Origin of the sequence: Pseudomonas sp. HLS-6 (assembly GCF_002753995.1) — a bacterium.
Classification (GTDB): Bacteria; Pseudomonadota; Gammaproteobacteria; order Pseudomonadales; family Pseudomonadaceae; genus Aquipseudomonas; species Aquipseudomonas defluvii.
In genome coordinates this window covers 2480021-2494378 of sequence record NZ_CP024478.1, presented here as the reverse complement: position 1 = coordinate 2494378, position 14358 = coordinate 2480021, and the positions used below count along the sequence as shown (strand labels likewise).

Genomic DNA, 14358 nt, shown 5'->3' with positions numbered 1-14358 from the left:
GTAAAGCCGGCGCCAGAATGCAACCCTGGCGCCGGAAGACGGGCATCTACTGAACGTTCACTGACTCGGGCTGGTAACCACCGCCCAGTGCCGTCACCAGGCCCACTGCCAAGTCAATCTGCTTGCTGCTCAACAGGGCAAGACGCAGTTCGTCCTCAATCAATTGCTCCTCGATATTGAGCGAATCGAGGAAGTTGTTTTCCCCGACTTCAAACCGCTCTACAGCCAGGTCGAAGGACGACTGGGCCGTATCTCGCGCAGTACGCTGCAGGCCGATCTGCCGGTTGACGGCCTGCAGTTCGGTCACCGACGTCGCGACCTGGTGCAACGCCGTGTTCAACGTGGCGTTGTAGCGGGCGATCGCCAGGTCCAGGTCGGCGTTGCTCTGTTTGAGGTCGGCACGCAGGCGACCGGCATCGAACAACGGCACGGTCACGGTTGGCGTGATGTTCCAGAACCGGCTGACGGTGTCGTTGAAACTGTCGCCAGACATGGCATGGATACCGCCTGCGGCACGCAGGTTGATGTTGGGATAGAAACGGGTCTTCACCGAGGCCACCGTGCGAGACTCGGCCTCAACCCGCCAGCGGGCCGCGACGATGTCTGGACGCCGCCCAAGCAGTTCGGCATGCAGGCTCTCCGGCAGCGCCGCCTCGGTGCTTTTCAGCGGCTTGGGCCGGACGATGTCGCGGGCACCGTCAACGCCCGCGCCGAGCAGGGCCGATAGCTGCAGGCGGGCAATTTCCACATCGCTGCGCGCCCCCAGCAGGCTCGCCTCGGCGCGCGCCACCAGGCCATCGACCCGCTGCAGCTGGGACTTGTTGTCCAAACCGTTATGGAAGCGGTCACCGGTCAGGCTCTGCAGGTTGCGCAAACGCTTGAGATCACGCTCACTCAGGTCGACCACGTCCCAGGCATAGGTCAGTTGGTTGTAGGCCTTGACCACGTTGGCGGCCAGCAGCAAGCGCGCCGACTGCAGCTCGACCTCCGCGGCCCGGGCCTGGTTGACCGAAGCCTCCCAGGCACTGCGCTTGCCGCCCCACAAGTCAAGGTCGTAGTCGAAGGTCACGCCCAGGCTGCGCACACTGACATAGCGATTGCCCTGTCCGGCGAAGTCCTCGCTGCGCGACAGCCGCGAGCGGGAAACACCACCTGCGGCATCGACCTGTGGAGCACAGTCGGCGTCGTAGTATTCCTGATAGGCGTTGGCCTTGTCCGCCCTCGCCCGCACTTCCTGCAATCCGGGGTTGCTCGCCCAGGCCTTGGCCACCAGACGGTCGAGCTGGGCATCGGCATACTGCTGCCACCAATTGTCGGTCGGCCAGGGCGCGGCTGGCAGCCGCGCGTCGGCCAGGGACGCCGAAGGCGCTCCCTCGGGGGTCAGCAGGGTCTGACGATGGTCGATGCCGGCGTAGTTCACGCAACCACCCATTACCACCAGGGCCGCCAGCGACAGCGGCCGTGCACATCGTGTCATTTTCAACATTGGATTATCCCCGCGCCGCGGCATCGATGACCTGGCCGTCGTGCTCCGCGACGGGCAGCACCTTTGGCTGCCTGCCAGTGCTCAACAGGCTGTAGACCGTCGGCAGGATGAACAGCGTGAACAAGGTGCCGATCAACATGCCGACGACAATCACAAGGCCCAAGCCGAAGCGGCTGTTGGCACCCGCGCCGGTGGCGAAGATCAACGGTGCGAGCCCCACCACCATGGCCGCAGTGGTCATCAGGATTGGCCGCAGGCGCACCTCGGCCGCATGCCGGATCGCCTCCAGCTTGCCCATGCCGTGCTGCATCTGCAGTTCGTTAGCGAACGCTACCATTAGGATGCCGTGCTTGCTGATCAGCCCTATGAGCGTGATCAGGCCGATCTGCGTGTAGATGTTCAGCGAGGTGTAGCCCAGCGCCAGCGGCAGCAGCGCCCCGCAGATCGACAATGGCACACTGATCAGGATGATGAACGGGTCGATGAAGCTTTCGTACTGGACTGCCAGCACCAGGTAGATGATGACCAGGGCGAAGGCGAAGGTCAGCACCAAGGTGTTGCCCTCCTGCACATATTGCCGGGTATCGGACTGCCAGTCGTAGGTGTAGCCAGCCGGGAACTGCCTGGCCTGCTCGCTCAGGAAGGCCACGGCGTCGCCCAGGGTCACGCCTGGCATCGGGATGGCCTGGAAGGTCGCGGCATTCTGCTGGTTGAACTGCGGACGCAGGTTCGGCTCGACTTTGACCTGGATGGTAGCCAGGGTCGACAGCGGCACCAGGTTGCCGTGCTGGTCCTTGACGTAGTAGCGATTGAGCGCCTCGGGGGTCAGGCGGTCCTGGGGCACCGACTGGGGAATCACATCGTAGGAACGGCCATGATAGGCGAACCGGTTGACGTACTTCTCGCCGATCAGGCTGTTGAGCGTCCTGCCGATGTCGCTCATGCGGATACCCATGGCATTGGCCTTGGCCCTGTCGACCTGAACCTCGACCACCGGGTTGTTGAAATCAAGGTCGCTGTCGACCACCGCGAACAGGCCGCTACTGCGAGCACTGGCCTTGAGCTTGTCCATTACGTCGAACAGTGCTTGGTAGTCCTGGTCGCTGCGCACCACCATCTGTACCGGCAGGCCACCTGTGGAACCTGGCAGCGGCGGCATCTGGAAGACGAAGATGCTGGTGCCTTCGATCTGGCTCACCCGTTGCTGTAGCAGTGGCTGGATCTGATTGGCACTGCGCTCGCGCTTGTCCCAATCCACCAGGTTGATGCCGCCGACACTATTGGACAAGCCGTCGGTACCGTTGGCCACCCAGTCACTGTAGCCTTCAGGGAATTCCTGGAACACCTCGTGGAGCTTCTGGGAAAACGCCTCGACATAATTGATGTTGGCATGCTGCGGCGCCTTGATCGCGGTCAGCAGGATGTTCTGATCTTCCAGCGGGGCCAGTTCGCTCTGCGCCGACTTGTACAGCACTGGCAGGCTGAAGAAGATCATCAGGGCGATGGCCAGGCTGATCCAGCGCATGGACAACGACATGCCCAGCAACTTGCCATAACGCTCGGCCAGCCAACTGAAGAAAGCCTCGGCCCTGCGCGCCATGTAGCCTTCGCTCGACTTGGCATCGAGCAGGCGGGTGCTCATGATCGGCGACAGCGTGAGGGCGACGATGCCTGATACCACCACCGAGCCGGCCAGGGTCAGCGCGAACTCCTTGAACAGCGTCCCGGTCAGCCCCCCCATCAGACCGATAGGCGCATACACCGCCGCCAAGGTGAAGGTCATCGCCACCACCGGGCCGGCCACCTCACGGGCGCCGAGCAAGGCCGCCTCGAACGGTGTCTTGCCTTCTTCGATGTGACGGTGAACGTTCTCCACCACCACGATGGCGTCATCCACCACCAAGCCGATCGCCAACACCATCGCCAGCAAGGTCAGCAGATTCAGGCTGAAACCGAACATCTGCATCAGCACCGCTGCACCCAGCATCGACAGCGGAATGGTCACCAGGGGAATCAGCACGGTGCGGAAGGTGCCCAGGCACAGGTAGATGACCAGGACCACGATCACCAGTGCCTCGACCAGGGTATGGGTCACCTCGTCGATGGAGGACTGGATGAAATGCGCCACCTCGAACGGGATCTGCACCTTGACGCCTGGCGGCAGGGTCTTCTCGATTTCGGGGATCAGTGCCTTGACCGCGTTGACGATGGTCAGTGGGTTGCCGGTGGGAGCCGCGTCGAGGCCCAGGAACATCGCCGGGACCGCGCTCATCGCACCGCTGGTGTCGAACGACGCGGCGTTCAGCTCCACGGTACCGACGTCGCGCACCCGGATGATGTTGCCGTTGTCGTTGCGCAGGACCATGTCCTTGAAGTCGTCGACGCTGCTCAGGTCGGTGTTGACCCGCAGGTTGCTGACCACATACAGGCCCTTGACCTGGCCGGGCGCGGCCTGGAAGTTGTTTTCCTTGATCGCATCCGCCACGTCCTGGCCCGTGATGCCGTAGCCGGCCAGCAAGTCCGGGTCAAGCCACAGGCGCATGGACAGGGTCTGCCCGCCCAGCACGTTGATCTTGGCGACACCATCGATCCCCGAGAACATCGGCTCGACCACTCGCGAGATGTAGTCGGCCACTTCGGGCATCGACAGCTGCTCGCTGGAAAACGCCACGTAGGCGACACTGGTGAAGCCGCCCGAGGTGCGCTCGATCACCGGGTCATAAGCTTCTTCAGGCAGCTTGTAACGGATCTGGTTGACCTTGGCCATCACCTCAGTCAGAGCATTGATCGAGTTGCTGTTGAGCTGCATGCGCACGGTCACCAGGCTCTTTCCCTGGGTAGAGGTGGACGACAGGTAGTCGATGCCTTCGACCGAGGCCACGGCCTGGCTGATCGGTTGCGTCACGAAGCCTTGCATCAGCTCCGACGAGGCGCCGGGGTACTGGGTAGTGATAGTGATGGTAGAGGTTTCCAGCATCGGGTACTGACGCACCGGAAGCTTGCTGAAAGCCATGATCCCGAACAGCAGGATCAACGTGCTGACCACCAGCGCCAGCACCGGGCGGCGCAGGAAAATATCAGTGAAATGCATGATCGCTCCTCAGCGCTGGACGTTCAGTCGCACCGTGTCGGTCACGGGCTCAATGGCAACGCCGTCCTGCAGTTTGATCTGCCCGGACGTCACCACCTCTTCACCGGCCTGCAACCCCTTGAGCACCACCGCCAAGCCATCGCGACGCTCGCCGATGCTGATGTTCTTGCGCCGCACCTTCTTCTGGCCATTTTCCTCGCAGGTGACGAAGACGCTCTCGCCATAGGCGTTGTAGGTGATCGCGGTCTCCGGCACGACCAGCTCGTCCTTGCCCGGCAGTTGCACCTTCACCTTGGCGTACATGCCCGGGCGCAGCTTGTCCTGATGGTCCTTGAGCAGCGCCTGGACACGAATCACATGGGAATTGTTGACCTGCGGATCGATGGCGCTGACCACGCCATCGAACGTCATGCCGCCCCAGGCATCGACCGCCACTTCCACGGCCTGCCCCTTGACGATGCTGGCACTGTCACGCTCGGACACGGTGAAGTTGACCCGCAGCCCGTTGAGGTCGGTGAGCGTGGCCAACGGTCGGCCAGCCTGGACGTAGTCGCCCAGGTGAACCTGGCGGATGCCCAGCTCGCCGGAGAATGGTGCCCGGATGGTCTTCTGCGCGATCTGCGCCTGGATGTTCTCCAGGTTGCCCTTGGCCGCATCGAACTGCGCCCGTGCGCTGTCCAGCGCCCGCTGGCTCTCGGCACCATTGCGCGCCAGCGCCTGCAGCCGTGCGTAATGGGTCTTGGCGGCCTCGAACTCGCCACGCAGGCGGGTGAGCTCACCCTCCTCCGGCGAAGTGTTGAGCCTGACCACCACATTGCCCGCCTTGACCCGATCGCCCGAGTCGAAGGCCAGCGCCACCACCTGCCCACTGACCTCGGCCGACAGCAGCACCTGCTGGCGAGCCTCGATCTGGCCGATGGCGACCTGGTAATAGGTGTACGGCACTTGCCGGACCAGAGCCAGTGCCGCGGGTACCAGTGCAGGGGCGGGCGCCGGTTCCTCTCCGTGAGCCATGTAACGCAGCGTCAAGCCGCCCAGCACAGCAAGCGTGACCACCGATGCCGTTACCTTCCCTAGATAGTGTTTCGCCCGCATGACTTACTCCCTGTCGCCTCTGGTGGCGACCGCCTGGAAATTCAACATTTGAAAAACTCCAACCTGCATCTGCACTGGCCCGACCGTGTTGACGGCATGCTCGTTGAGCATCGACCCGGCTAGCCCGACCCGCACGTTCAGGCCATCGCCATCGGCCTGCTGGACGTAGGTGTTGGTGATGCGGCACTCGCTGCGCGGCATGAAAAACATCCGCACCTAAGGCCACGAAACCGAGGTATCCAGCGCGGCCAGGCGCTGTACGATCTGCGAAATGACGCGGATATCCCGTTGCTGGCCACCAAAGTCCTTGCTCACGCACAGACGGGAAAAGCCCAGCTTGCACAGCTCGGCAATGACTTTGGGATGGGCTTCACCTTGTTCTTCGGCGTAATCGCGATACTGCCGAATCAGCGGCCGAACCGCCTCGATACGCGCTATCCATTCCTCGGCCTCAGCAGGCAAGTCACGCCACTGCATCACTGTCCTCATGTTCAGCTCCTTGCTGGGGTGAGATGAATCCTGGAGGTCCGTATCGACATCGAACAATACGACTGTACGCACATTAACGTACTATTTCAATGTACTCGTACAATCTTTCTGTAATAAGCCGCATGTATGGCCTTCAGCGCTCGTCGAAAGGGATCCCGCCCCTGGCCTTGTCGCCAGGCTGCGCCTTGACGATCTGCACCATGTGCTCGCGGGCAGTTTCGAATCTGCTGGCAACGTAGTCAGTGACCGAACGCAGCAATTTATTCTTCTGCTGCTGGGAACGGGCAGCGGCTGCATAGGCGATGACTTCTGGCATGAAAGATCTCCTTGTCTGCTTACCCATGCTCTGGCGGGAGGAAAACATCGACTGGCATGGCTCGATCCGCACCCCAGAGATCGCCGAACAGGCGGCGCGCTACGGGGACGGTTTCTTTGCCAGCCATATCCTCTGGCCCAAGGGTCACTTCCAGCGCCTGGTCACCTTCTATCGCTCTCGCTACGCCTACTACGGCCATGGCACTCCTCAGGAGGCCATCGTCGGGCTTGGCGGGCACATCTACGTCAACCGCCAGTCGCAAGTCGCCCGCGAGCGTTTCCGCCCGTTCTTCGACAACGCGCCGGTGTACGGCCATGGCCCTTCGCTGGAAGAGTTCATGCCCGATACCCCTTTGTCAGTCGGCAGCCCTCAGGAAATCATCGACAAGACCCTGACCTTCCGCGAGCAGTTCGGCGATTACCAGCGCCAGCTGTTCCTCTTCGACCATGCCGGTATCCCACTGCCCGAGGTACTGGAAATGCTTGAGCTGTTCGGTAGCGAGGTCCTCCCAATTCTGCGCCGTGAAACCGCCAAGGCACGCCATCCCGGCGCGGCCCCGGCGCCAACCCATGCCGGTCGGCTGGCGCAACACGCACCGGTCGAGGTCTGAGCAAGAAAATTCGATGTCTGCCGGCTATCACCCTGATCGAGCATCAATGGGCAGTCTCCAATCAGGACTCGTCCAGCATCGAGGAGGCCGGCTTGCCGCTATGGATCAAAGGCCCGTAGCACCGGCTGAACGCCTGGTTGCAAGGCACACAGCCTCGGCATTTCAAGACTGGGTGAGTGCGTACCTACAGGCTTAAGCCCAACCTTGAGCACATGCTGGCATGTTGTGGCCCCAACACACCAAGCGCCGCTAGGGCCTGGGCCTGACTTGAGGGCAAGCGACCATGCGCGAGCACATCGTGCACTACATTGCGCCGAAATTTGAGGTGCTGCCGCAACTGCTCGAAGGCCTGAAAGCATTCGAGCTGGCAACGCGGGGCGCCGAGCCGCTGGCTCGAGCAGCAGCTATCGCTTTCGCTTTTGTATACATCCACCCCATGCGGGACGGCAATGGCCGGATCCACCGCTTCCTGATCAATGACACCCTGGTCCGCGATAACATGGTGCCGGATGGCGTGATTCTGCCAGTGTCGGCCACCATCACGAGCTCGATCGATTTCCGGACACGCTACGACCGTACGCTGGAGGTGTTTTCGCGGCCACTCATGCAACGATACGCAGCATCCTATCGATTTGGCCGAACGCGTTCTTTACGCGGCACAGGTCTTTGCGCATACGGTCCGTACCGAAATGGCAGACGAGGCCCGTGTGCTGGTTATTTTCCAGCGTGCTCAGGAACGGCTCAAAGAGGTGCTGGAAATGCCGGATCAGGATGCGAGCCGGATCATTCGTTCTCTCAAGGAGAACGGCTGGCAGGTATCTGGCAAGCTGAAAAAAGCGTATCCGCAACTGGACGACGCTAACCGGGCAGAACGTGTTGTGGAAGCCGTGCGCTCCGCATTCGAGGAACCGGACTCGGTTAAGGTCCCGGACAGTCCTTGAGATCGATTTCTAAATCAGCGGTACGCGTTCGTGTACCGCAAGCTGAGCACTGCCCCCCACTCAGAACTGCACCTTCAGCCCCGCATAGAACGTCCGCCCTGGAGCAGGTTCGTAGTAACGACCAGCGTTGTCATTGATCCGCAAGTTGTCGTAGTAACGCCGGTCCGTGAGGTTATCCAGTCCCACATAAGGCTCCAGATTTTTCGCCCTGCCCTTGAGCAGCGACCCGCCAGCAGGCCTGATGCCCAACCACGCGCCCCTGGACGGGCCAGGCGACGCCTATCGCTGATACTGATGATAGGGATCCAACACCATCCATCATTCCCAGTGATAGTTACCTTCGCCTCGTTCGATTCGTTGTTGACCGCTCTAGCACGCAGAATTCGCCCACTTTCAATAATTGGCGGATTCTCTCCATGGAGCAGACACTCAAACCCTTGCGTTATCCCCTCGCCGCTTTGGCACTTCTGGTCATGAGTGCCTGCGGCCGTACCCCTGAAGCCGTACAGGCACCCAGTGCGCCCACGGTCAGTGTGGCCAAGGTGCTGGAGCAGCCTGTCAATGAATGGGACGAGTTCACCGGCCGGCTGGAAGCGCCGGAAACCGTAGAGGTTCGGCCTCGCGTCTCCGGGCAGATCGATCAGGTGGCCTTTACCGAAGGCGCTCAGGTGAAGAAAGGCGACCTGCTGTTCCAGATCGACCCGCGCCCGTTCCAGGCCGAAGTCCGCCGCCTTGAGGCACAACTGCAGCAAGCCCGTGCCACCGCCACCCGCAGCGCCAACGAAGCCGAACGTGGCGAGCGCCTGCGCAGCAGCAATGCGATTTCCGCCGAGCTGGCCGAGTCGCGCACCAGCGCCGCTGCAGAAGCACGCGCCGGCGTCGCGGCGATTCAGGCACAACTGGACCTGGCCCGGCTGAACCTGAGTTTCACCCGCGTCACCGCCCCCATCAGCGGTCGCGTCAGCCGCGCCCAGTACACCGCAGGCAACATTGTCAGCGCCGATGTCACGCCGCTGACCAGTGTGGTCTCCACCGACAAGGTGTATGCCTACTTCGATGCCGACGAGCGGGTCTACCTCAAATACAGCCAATTGGCCCGCGACGGTCAGCGTGGCCAGAGCACCCCGGTGTACCTCGGCCTGTCCAACGAACAGGGCAACCCACACCTGGGGCAGATGAACTTCGTCGACAACCAGGTGAACCCCAAGACCGGCACCATCCGCGGCCGTGCCGTGTTCGACAACCGCGACGGGCAGTTCACCCCCGGGCTGTATGCTCGCCTGAAGCTGGTCGGCAGTGCCACTTACTCTGCGGTGTTGATCAACGACGAAGCCGTCGGTACCGACTTGGGCAAGAAGTTCGTGCTGGTGATGGACAAGGACAACAAGGCCGATTATCGCGCGGTCGAACTGGGGCCGAAGCTGGAAGGCCTGCGCATCGTTCGTAGCGGTCTGAACAAGGACGAGCGCATCGTGGTCAAGGGCCTGCAGCGGGTTCGCCCTGGCTCGCCAGTCACCCCGCAGGACACACCGATGGCCAGCGAAGCGACCTTGGCCGCCCTCGCCCGGCAACGTCAGGCACTTGAAGCCAGCACTCAGGGCAAACCGATGGGCAACACCACGGTCAAGCTCGCCAGTAACCAGGCACCACGCGGTTAAGGGACACCACCGATGAATTTTTCCAAGTTTTTTATCACTCGGCCGATCTTCGCCGCAGTGCTGTCACTGCTGATCTTGATCGCTGGCAGCATTTCGCTGTTCCAGCTGCCGATCAGCGAGTACCCGGAAGTGGTACCACCGACGGTGGTAGTGCGCGCGAACTTCCCGGGCGCCAACCCCAAGGTCATTGGTGAAACCGTCGCCGCGCCACTGGAGCAGGCCATCACCGGCGTGGAGAACATGCTGTACATGTCCTCGCAGTCCACCGCCGACGGCAAGCTGATGCTGACCATCACTTTCGCCCTGGGCACCGACCTGGACAACGCGCAAGTGCAGGTGCAGAACCGCGTGACCCGAACCCAGCCGAAACTGCCCGAAGAAGTGACGCGGATCGGCATTACCGTCGACAAGGCCTCGCCCGACCTGACCATGGTCGTGCACTTGACCTCGCCGGATAACCGCTATGACATGCTCTACCTGTCCAACTACGCGATCCTCAACATCAAGGACGAGCTGGCACGCCTGGGCGGTGTCGGCGACGTGCAGTTGTTCGGCATGGGCGACTATTCGCTGCGGGTCTGGCTTGACCCGAACAAGACCGCATCGCGCAACCTGACCGCCAGCGATGTGGTGGCCGCAATCCGTGAGCAAAACCGTCAGGTTGCCGCAGGGCAACTGGGTGCGCCACCCGCACCGGGCACCACCAGCTTCCAGCTGTCGGTCAACACCCAAGGCCGTCTGGTCAGCGAAGAAGAGTTCGAGAACATCATCATCCGTTCCGGTGCCGACGGTGAAATCACTCGCCTGAAAGACATCGCCCGGGTCGAGCTCGGTTCAAGCCAGTACGCGCTGCGCTCGCTGTTGAACAACCAACCCGCCGTCGCCATCCCGATCTTCCAGCGTCCAGGTTCGAACGCCATCGAGATCTCCGATGAAGTGCGGGCCAAGATGAACGAGCTGAAGCAGAACTTCCCTGAAGGCATGGACTACAGCATCGTCTATGACCCGACCGTGTTCGTCCGTGGTTCCATCGAAGCGGTCGTCCATACCTTGTTTGAAGCGCTGATCCTGGTGGTACTGGTCGTCATCCTGTTCCTGCAGACCTGGCGCGCCTCGATCATTCCGCTGGTGGCAGTGCCGGTTTCGCTGATCGGTACCTTTGCGGTCATGCACCTGTTCGGCTTCTCGCTCAACGCGCTGTCGCTGTTCGGCCTGGTGCTGGCCATCGGGATCGTGGTCGACGACGCCATCGTCGTGGTGGAGAACGTCGAACGCAACATTGGCCTTGGCCTCACCCCGCTGGAAGCCACCAAGCGCGCCATGGGCGAAGTGACCGGGCCCATCATCGCCACGGCACTGGTGCTGTGCGCGGTGTTCGTACCGGCGGCGTTCATTTCCGGCCTCACCGGGCAGTTCTACAAGCAGTTTGCCCTGACCATCGCCATTTCCACCGTGATCTCGGCCTTCAACTCGCTGACCTTGTCGCCAGCCTTGGCAGCGGTGCTGCTCAAAGACCACCATGCGCCCAAGGACCGTTTCTCCAAGGCACTTGAGCGCCTGCTGGGCGGCTGGTTGTTCGCCCCGTTCAACCGTTTCTTCGAACGCGCCAGCCACAGCTACGTGGGCACCGTGGGACGGGTTATCCGCAGCAGCGGCATTGCCCTGTTCGTCTACGGCGGGCTGATGGTCATGACTTGGCTGGGCTTTACCTCGACGCCAACCGGTTTCGTCCCGGCTCAGGACAAGCAGTACCTGGTGGCCTTCGCCCAGTTGCCCGATGCGGCCAGCCTTGACCGTACGGAAGCGGTGATCAAGAAGATGAGCGAGATTGCCCTCAAGCAGCCTGGCGTTGCCGATGCGGTCGCCTTCCCGGGCCTGTCGATCAACGGTTTCACCAACAGCCCGAACAGCGGCATCGTGTTCACTCCGCTCAAGCCCTTCGATGAGCGCAAGGACCCCAGCCAGTCGGCCGGCGCCATCGCTGCCGCATTGAATGCCCAGTTCGCGGACATCCAGGACGCCTACATCGCGATCTTCCCCCCACCGCCAGTACAGGGCCTGGGTACCATCGGCGGCTTCCGCCTGCAGATCGAGGACCGTGGCAACCTGGGGTATGAAGCGCTGTACAAGGAAACCCAGAACATTATCGCCAAGAGCCGGGGCGTACCGGAGCTGGCGGGGCTGTTCACCAGCTACCAGGTCAACGTGCCACAGGTCGATGCCGCTATCGACCGCGAAAAAGCCAAGACCCATGGTGTGGCGATCAACGACATCTTCGACACCCTGCAGATTTACCTGGGTTCGCTGTACACCAACGACTTCAACCGTTTTGGCCGCACCTATCAGGTTAACGTCCAGGCTGAACAGCAGTTCCGCCTTGATGCCGAGCAGATCGGCCAGTTGAAGGTGCGCAACAACCAAGGTGAGATGATCCCGCTGGCGACCTTCATCAAGGTCAGCGACACCGCCGGCCCCGACCGGGTGATGCACTACAACGGCTTTATCACGGCCGAAATCAACGGTGCCGCAGCGCCAGGCTATAGCTCCGGGCAAGCCGAGAAAGCCATGGAGAAGCTGCTCAAGGAAGAACTGCCCAACGGCATGACCTTCGAATGGACCGAACTGACCTACCAGCAGATCCTTGCCGGCAACACCGCGCTGTTCGTGTTCCCGCTCTGTGTGCTGCTGGCCTTTCTGGTGCTGGCAGCCCAGTACGAAAGCTGGAGCTTGCCACTGGCCGTGATCCTGATCGTGCCCATGACGCTGCTGTCGGCCATTACCGGGGTGATCCTGTCCGGTGGCGACAACAACATCTTCACCCAGATCGGCCTGATCGTGTTGGTGGGCCTGGCCTGCAAGAACGCGATTCTGATCGTCGAGTTCGCCAAGGATAAGCAGGCAGAAGGCCTCGACCCGCTGGCAGCGGTACTGGAAGCCTGCCGCCTGCGTCTGCGGCCCATCCTGATGACCTCGATCGCCTTCATCATGGGTGTCGTGCCACTGGTGTTCTCTTCCGGTGCCGGTGCTGAAATGCGTCATGCCATGGGTGTCGCGGTGTTCTCCGGGATGATCGGGGTAACGTTCTTCGGCCTGTTGCTGACCCCGGTGTTCTTTGTCTTGATCCGTCGTTATGTCGAACGCAGCCAGGCCCGCAAGGCGGCCCGGGTTGCCCAGCGGGAGCAGCACGCATGAGCCACGTTAAACTGTTGATGCCCAGCCTGCTGGTGCTGGCCCTTGCCGCCTGTGCGGTCGGGCCAGACTACCGCGCACCCGATACCGCAGCGGTACACCTGAGTGCAGCGGACCAGCCGGAGGCGCCTAAAGCCTTCGACCGCAACCGTTTTGAAGCAGCCTGGTGGCGCCAGTTCGATGACCCGGTGCTGAACCAGTTGGTGGCTCAGTCGCTGGCCGATAACCGTGAGCTGCGCGTGGCGTTCGCCCGCCTGAAGTCCGCGCGGGCGATCCGCGATGACGTCAGCAACGATGCCCTGCCAACCGTGACCAGCCGCGCCAGCAGTGATCTGGGTAAAGGCCAGATTCCAGGCCAGAGCGACCATCGGGTCAACAGCGAGCGCTATGACCTGGGCCTGGATATGGCCTGGGAGCTCGATCTGTTTGGCCGCATCCAGCGGCAACTGGAAGCCAGTGAGGCGCAGCAGGATGCTGCCGAAGCCGACTTGCAGCAGCTGCAGGTCAGCCTGATCGCCGAGCTGGTCGATGCCTACGGCAAGCTGCGCGGCGCCCAGCTGCGTGAAAAGATCGCCGTGGCCAACCTGAAAACCCAGCAGGACTCCAGGGCCATTACGCAGACCCTGAACGAGGCCGGCGTCGGCAATGAGCTGGATGTGGTGCGTGCCGATGCGCGTCTGGCCGCAGTAGAAGCTACGGTGCCGCAATTGCAGGCAGAACAGGTACGGGCACGTAACCGTATCGCCACCCTGCTGGGTCAGCGTCCGGACACCTTGAGCGTCGACCTGTCCCCGGCGCAACTGCCCGCCATCGCCAAGGCGCTGCCGATCGGTGATCCTGCCGAGCTGCTCAAGCGCCGCCCAGACGTCCGCAGTGCCGAACGCCAGTTGGCGGCGGCGACCGCGAATGTCGGGGTGGCAACCGCAGACCTGTTCCCACGGGTCAGCCTGAGCGGTTTTCTCGGTTTCACGGCCGCACGCGGCTCCCAACTGGGCTCCTCGGCAGCACAGGCATGGGCCTTGGGCCCGAGCATTACCTGGGCAGCCTTCGACCTGGGCAGCGTCAAAGCCCGCTTGCGCGGGGCCAATGCTGAAGCCGAAGGCGCCTTGGCCAGCTACGAGCAGCAGGTGTTGCTCGCCCTGGAAGAGTCGGAAAATGCCTTCAGCGACTACAGCAAGCGCCAGCAACGCCTGCTTGCGCTGCTGCGCCAAAGTGAGGCCAGTCGCAAGGCGGCCGAGCTGGCATCCATTCGCTACCGCGAAGGTACGGTGGACTACCTGGTGCTACTGGATGCCGAGCGTGAACGGCTCAGCGCCGAAGATGCCCAGGCCCAAGCGGAAGTTGAACTCTATAGCGGTGTCGTCGCCATCTACAAGGCACTGGGTGGAGGCTGGCAAGCCGAAACCGTCGCCTCGGCGCACTGACGCAACGGCTCCTTTGGTTGGTTGCAAACCAACCCTTTGCCCCGCAGCTCATGGCTTGC

11 protein-coding genes and 1 pseudogene are annotated in these 14358 nt (G+C 62.2%); 5 read left to right on the top strand and 7 right to left on the bottom strand.

Annotation, left to right across the window (positions count from 1 at the left end; genetic code table 11):
* Nucleotides 1-46: 46 nt before the first annotated feature.
* The 6 genes from CS390_RS11825 to CS390_RS11800 all read right to left on the bottom strand — a co-directional run bounded on the left by CS390_RS11825 (nucleotide 47) and on the right by CS390_RS11800 (nucleotide 6477).
* The gene (locus CS390_RS11825; protein ID WP_099774554.1) at nucleotides 47-1486 is read right to left on the bottom strand and encodes an efflux transporter outer membrane subunit; all 1440 of its coding nucleotides are present in this window, start codon (nucleotides 1484-1486) and stop codon (nucleotides 47-49) included.
* Nucleotides 1487-1490: 4 nt separating this feature from the next.
* The gene (locus CS390_RS11820) at nucleotides 1491-4577 is read right to left on the bottom strand and encodes a MexW/MexI family multidrug efflux RND transporter permease subunit (protein ID WP_099774552.1); all 3087 of its coding nucleotides are present in this window, start codon (nucleotides 4575-4577) and stop codon (nucleotides 1491-1493) included.
* Between the two features lie 9 nt (nucleotides 4578-4586).
* Entirely contained in the window at nucleotides 4587-5672 is a 1086-nt protein-coding gene (locus CS390_RS11815; protein ID WP_099774550.1) for an efflux RND transporter periplasmic adaptor subunit, read from the bottom strand.
* Nucleotides 5673-5675: 3 nt separating this feature from the next.
* Entirely contained in the window at nucleotides 5676-5873 is a 198-nt protein-coding gene (locus tag CS390_RS11810; protein ID WP_157767138.1) for a hypothetical protein, read from the bottom strand.
* Between the two features lie 15 nt (nucleotides 5874-5888).
* Nucleotides 5889-6161, bottom strand: coding sequence for an acyl-CoA dehydrogenase family protein (locus CS390_RS11805; RefSeq protein WP_177442402.1), 273 nt, complete (start codon nucleotides 6159-6161; stop codon nucleotides 5889-5891).
* Between the two features lie 133 nt (nucleotides 6162-6294).
* Nucleotides 6295-6477, bottom strand: coding sequence for a 4-oxalocrotonate tautomerase (locus CS390_RS11800; RefSeq protein WP_099774546.1), 183 nt, complete (start codon nucleotides 6475-6477; stop codon nucleotides 6295-6297).
* Here CS390_RS11800 and CS390_RS11795 point away from each other — a divergent pair.
* Together CS390_RS11795 and CS390_RS11790 are read left to right on the top strand one after the other, a co-directional pair.
* A complete protein-coding gene (locus CS390_RS11795; protein WP_256587607.1) occupies nucleotides 6476-7087 on the top strand; it encodes an LLM class flavin-dependent oxidoreductase in 612 nt (203 codons plus the stop codon). The genes CS390_RS11800 and CS390_RS11795 overlap by 2 nt on opposite strands.
* Before the next feature lie 271 nt (nucleotides 7088-7358).
* A pseudogene (locus CS390_RS11790) lies at nucleotides 7359-8028 on the top strand (Fic family protein); the annotation flags it as partial.
* Nucleotides 8029-8088: 60 nt separating this feature from the next.
* On the opposite strand, the gene CS390_RS11785 reads toward CS390_RS11790, so the two are convergent.
* Nucleotides 8089-8214 carry a hypothetical protein gene (locus CS390_RS11785; RefSeq protein WP_371918250.1) on the bottom strand — a complete coding sequence of 42 codons (126 nt, stop codon included), beginning with the start codon at nucleotides 8212-8214 and terminating at the stop codon, nucleotides 8089-8091.
* A gap of 230 nt (nucleotides 8215-8444) precedes the next feature.
* On the opposite strand from CS390_RS11785, the gene mexE reads away from it, so the two are divergent.
* From mexE to CS390_RS11770, 3 genes are read left to right on the top strand one after another with little or no spacing between them, the layout of a single operon-like run.
* Nucleotides 8445-9686: a multidrug efflux RND transporter periplasmic adaptor subunit MexE gene (mexE, locus tag CS390_RS11780; protein ID WP_099774542.1), complete on the top strand. Its 1242-nt coding sequence runs from the start codon at nucleotides 8445-8447 to the stop codon at nucleotides 9684-9686.
* Nucleotides 9687-9698: 12 nt separating this feature from the next.
* Nucleotides 9699-12878, top strand: a complete 3180-nt coding sequence (locus CS390_RS11775) for an efflux RND transporter permease subunit (RefSeq protein WP_099774540.1) — start codon at nucleotides 9699-9701, stop codon at nucleotides 12876-12878.
* Nucleotides 12875-14299 carry an efflux transporter outer membrane subunit gene (locus CS390_RS11770; RefSeq protein ID WP_099774537.1) on the top strand — a complete coding sequence of 475 codons (1425 nt, stop codon included), beginning with the start codon at nucleotides 12875-12877 and terminating at the stop codon, nucleotides 14297-14299. The genes CS390_RS11775 and CS390_RS11770 overlap by 4 nt, the downstream gene beginning before the upstream one ends.
* Nucleotides 14300-14358: the final 59 nt, after the last annotated feature.

Coding starts and splice junctions, on each gene's coding strand:
- mexE (WP_099774542.1), top strand. CDS start 8,445: ATGGAGCAGACACTCAAACCCTTGCGTTATCCCCTCGCCGCTTTGGCA.
- CS390_RS11770 (WP_099774537.1), top strand. CDS start 12,875: ATGAGCCACGTTAAACTGTTGATGCCCAGCCTGCTGGTGCTGGCCCTT.
- CS390_RS11820 (WP_099774552.1), bottom strand. CDS start 4,577: ATGCATTTCACTGATATTTTCCTGCGCCGCCCGGTGCTGGCGCTGGTG.
- CS390_RS11825 (WP_099774554.1), bottom strand. CDS start 1,486: ATGTTGAAAATGACACGATGTGCACGGCCGCTGTCGCTGGCGGCCCTG.
- CS390_RS11800 (WP_099774546.1), bottom strand. CDS start 6,477: ATGCCAGAAGTCATCGCCTATGCAGCCGCTGCCCGTTCCCAGCAGCAG.
- CS390_RS11775 (WP_099774540.1), top strand. CDS start 9,699: ATGAATTTTTCCAAGTTTTTTATCACTCGGCCGATCTTCGCCGCAGTG.
- CS390_RS11810 (WP_157767138.1), bottom strand. CDS start 5,873: ATGCCGCGCAGCGAGTGCCGCATCACCAACACCTACGTCCAGCAGGCC.
- CS390_RS11795 (WP_256587607.1), top strand. CDS start 6,476: ATGAAAGATCTCCTTGTCTGCTTACCCATGCTCTGGCGGGAGGAAAAC.
- CS390_RS11805 (WP_177442402.1), bottom strand. CDS start 6,161: ATGAGGACAGTGATGCAGTGGCGTGACTTGCCTGCTGAGGCCGAGGAA.
- CS390_RS11815 (WP_099774550.1), bottom strand. CDS start 5,672: ATGCGGGCGAAACACTATCTAGGGAAGGTAACGGCATCGGTGGTCACG.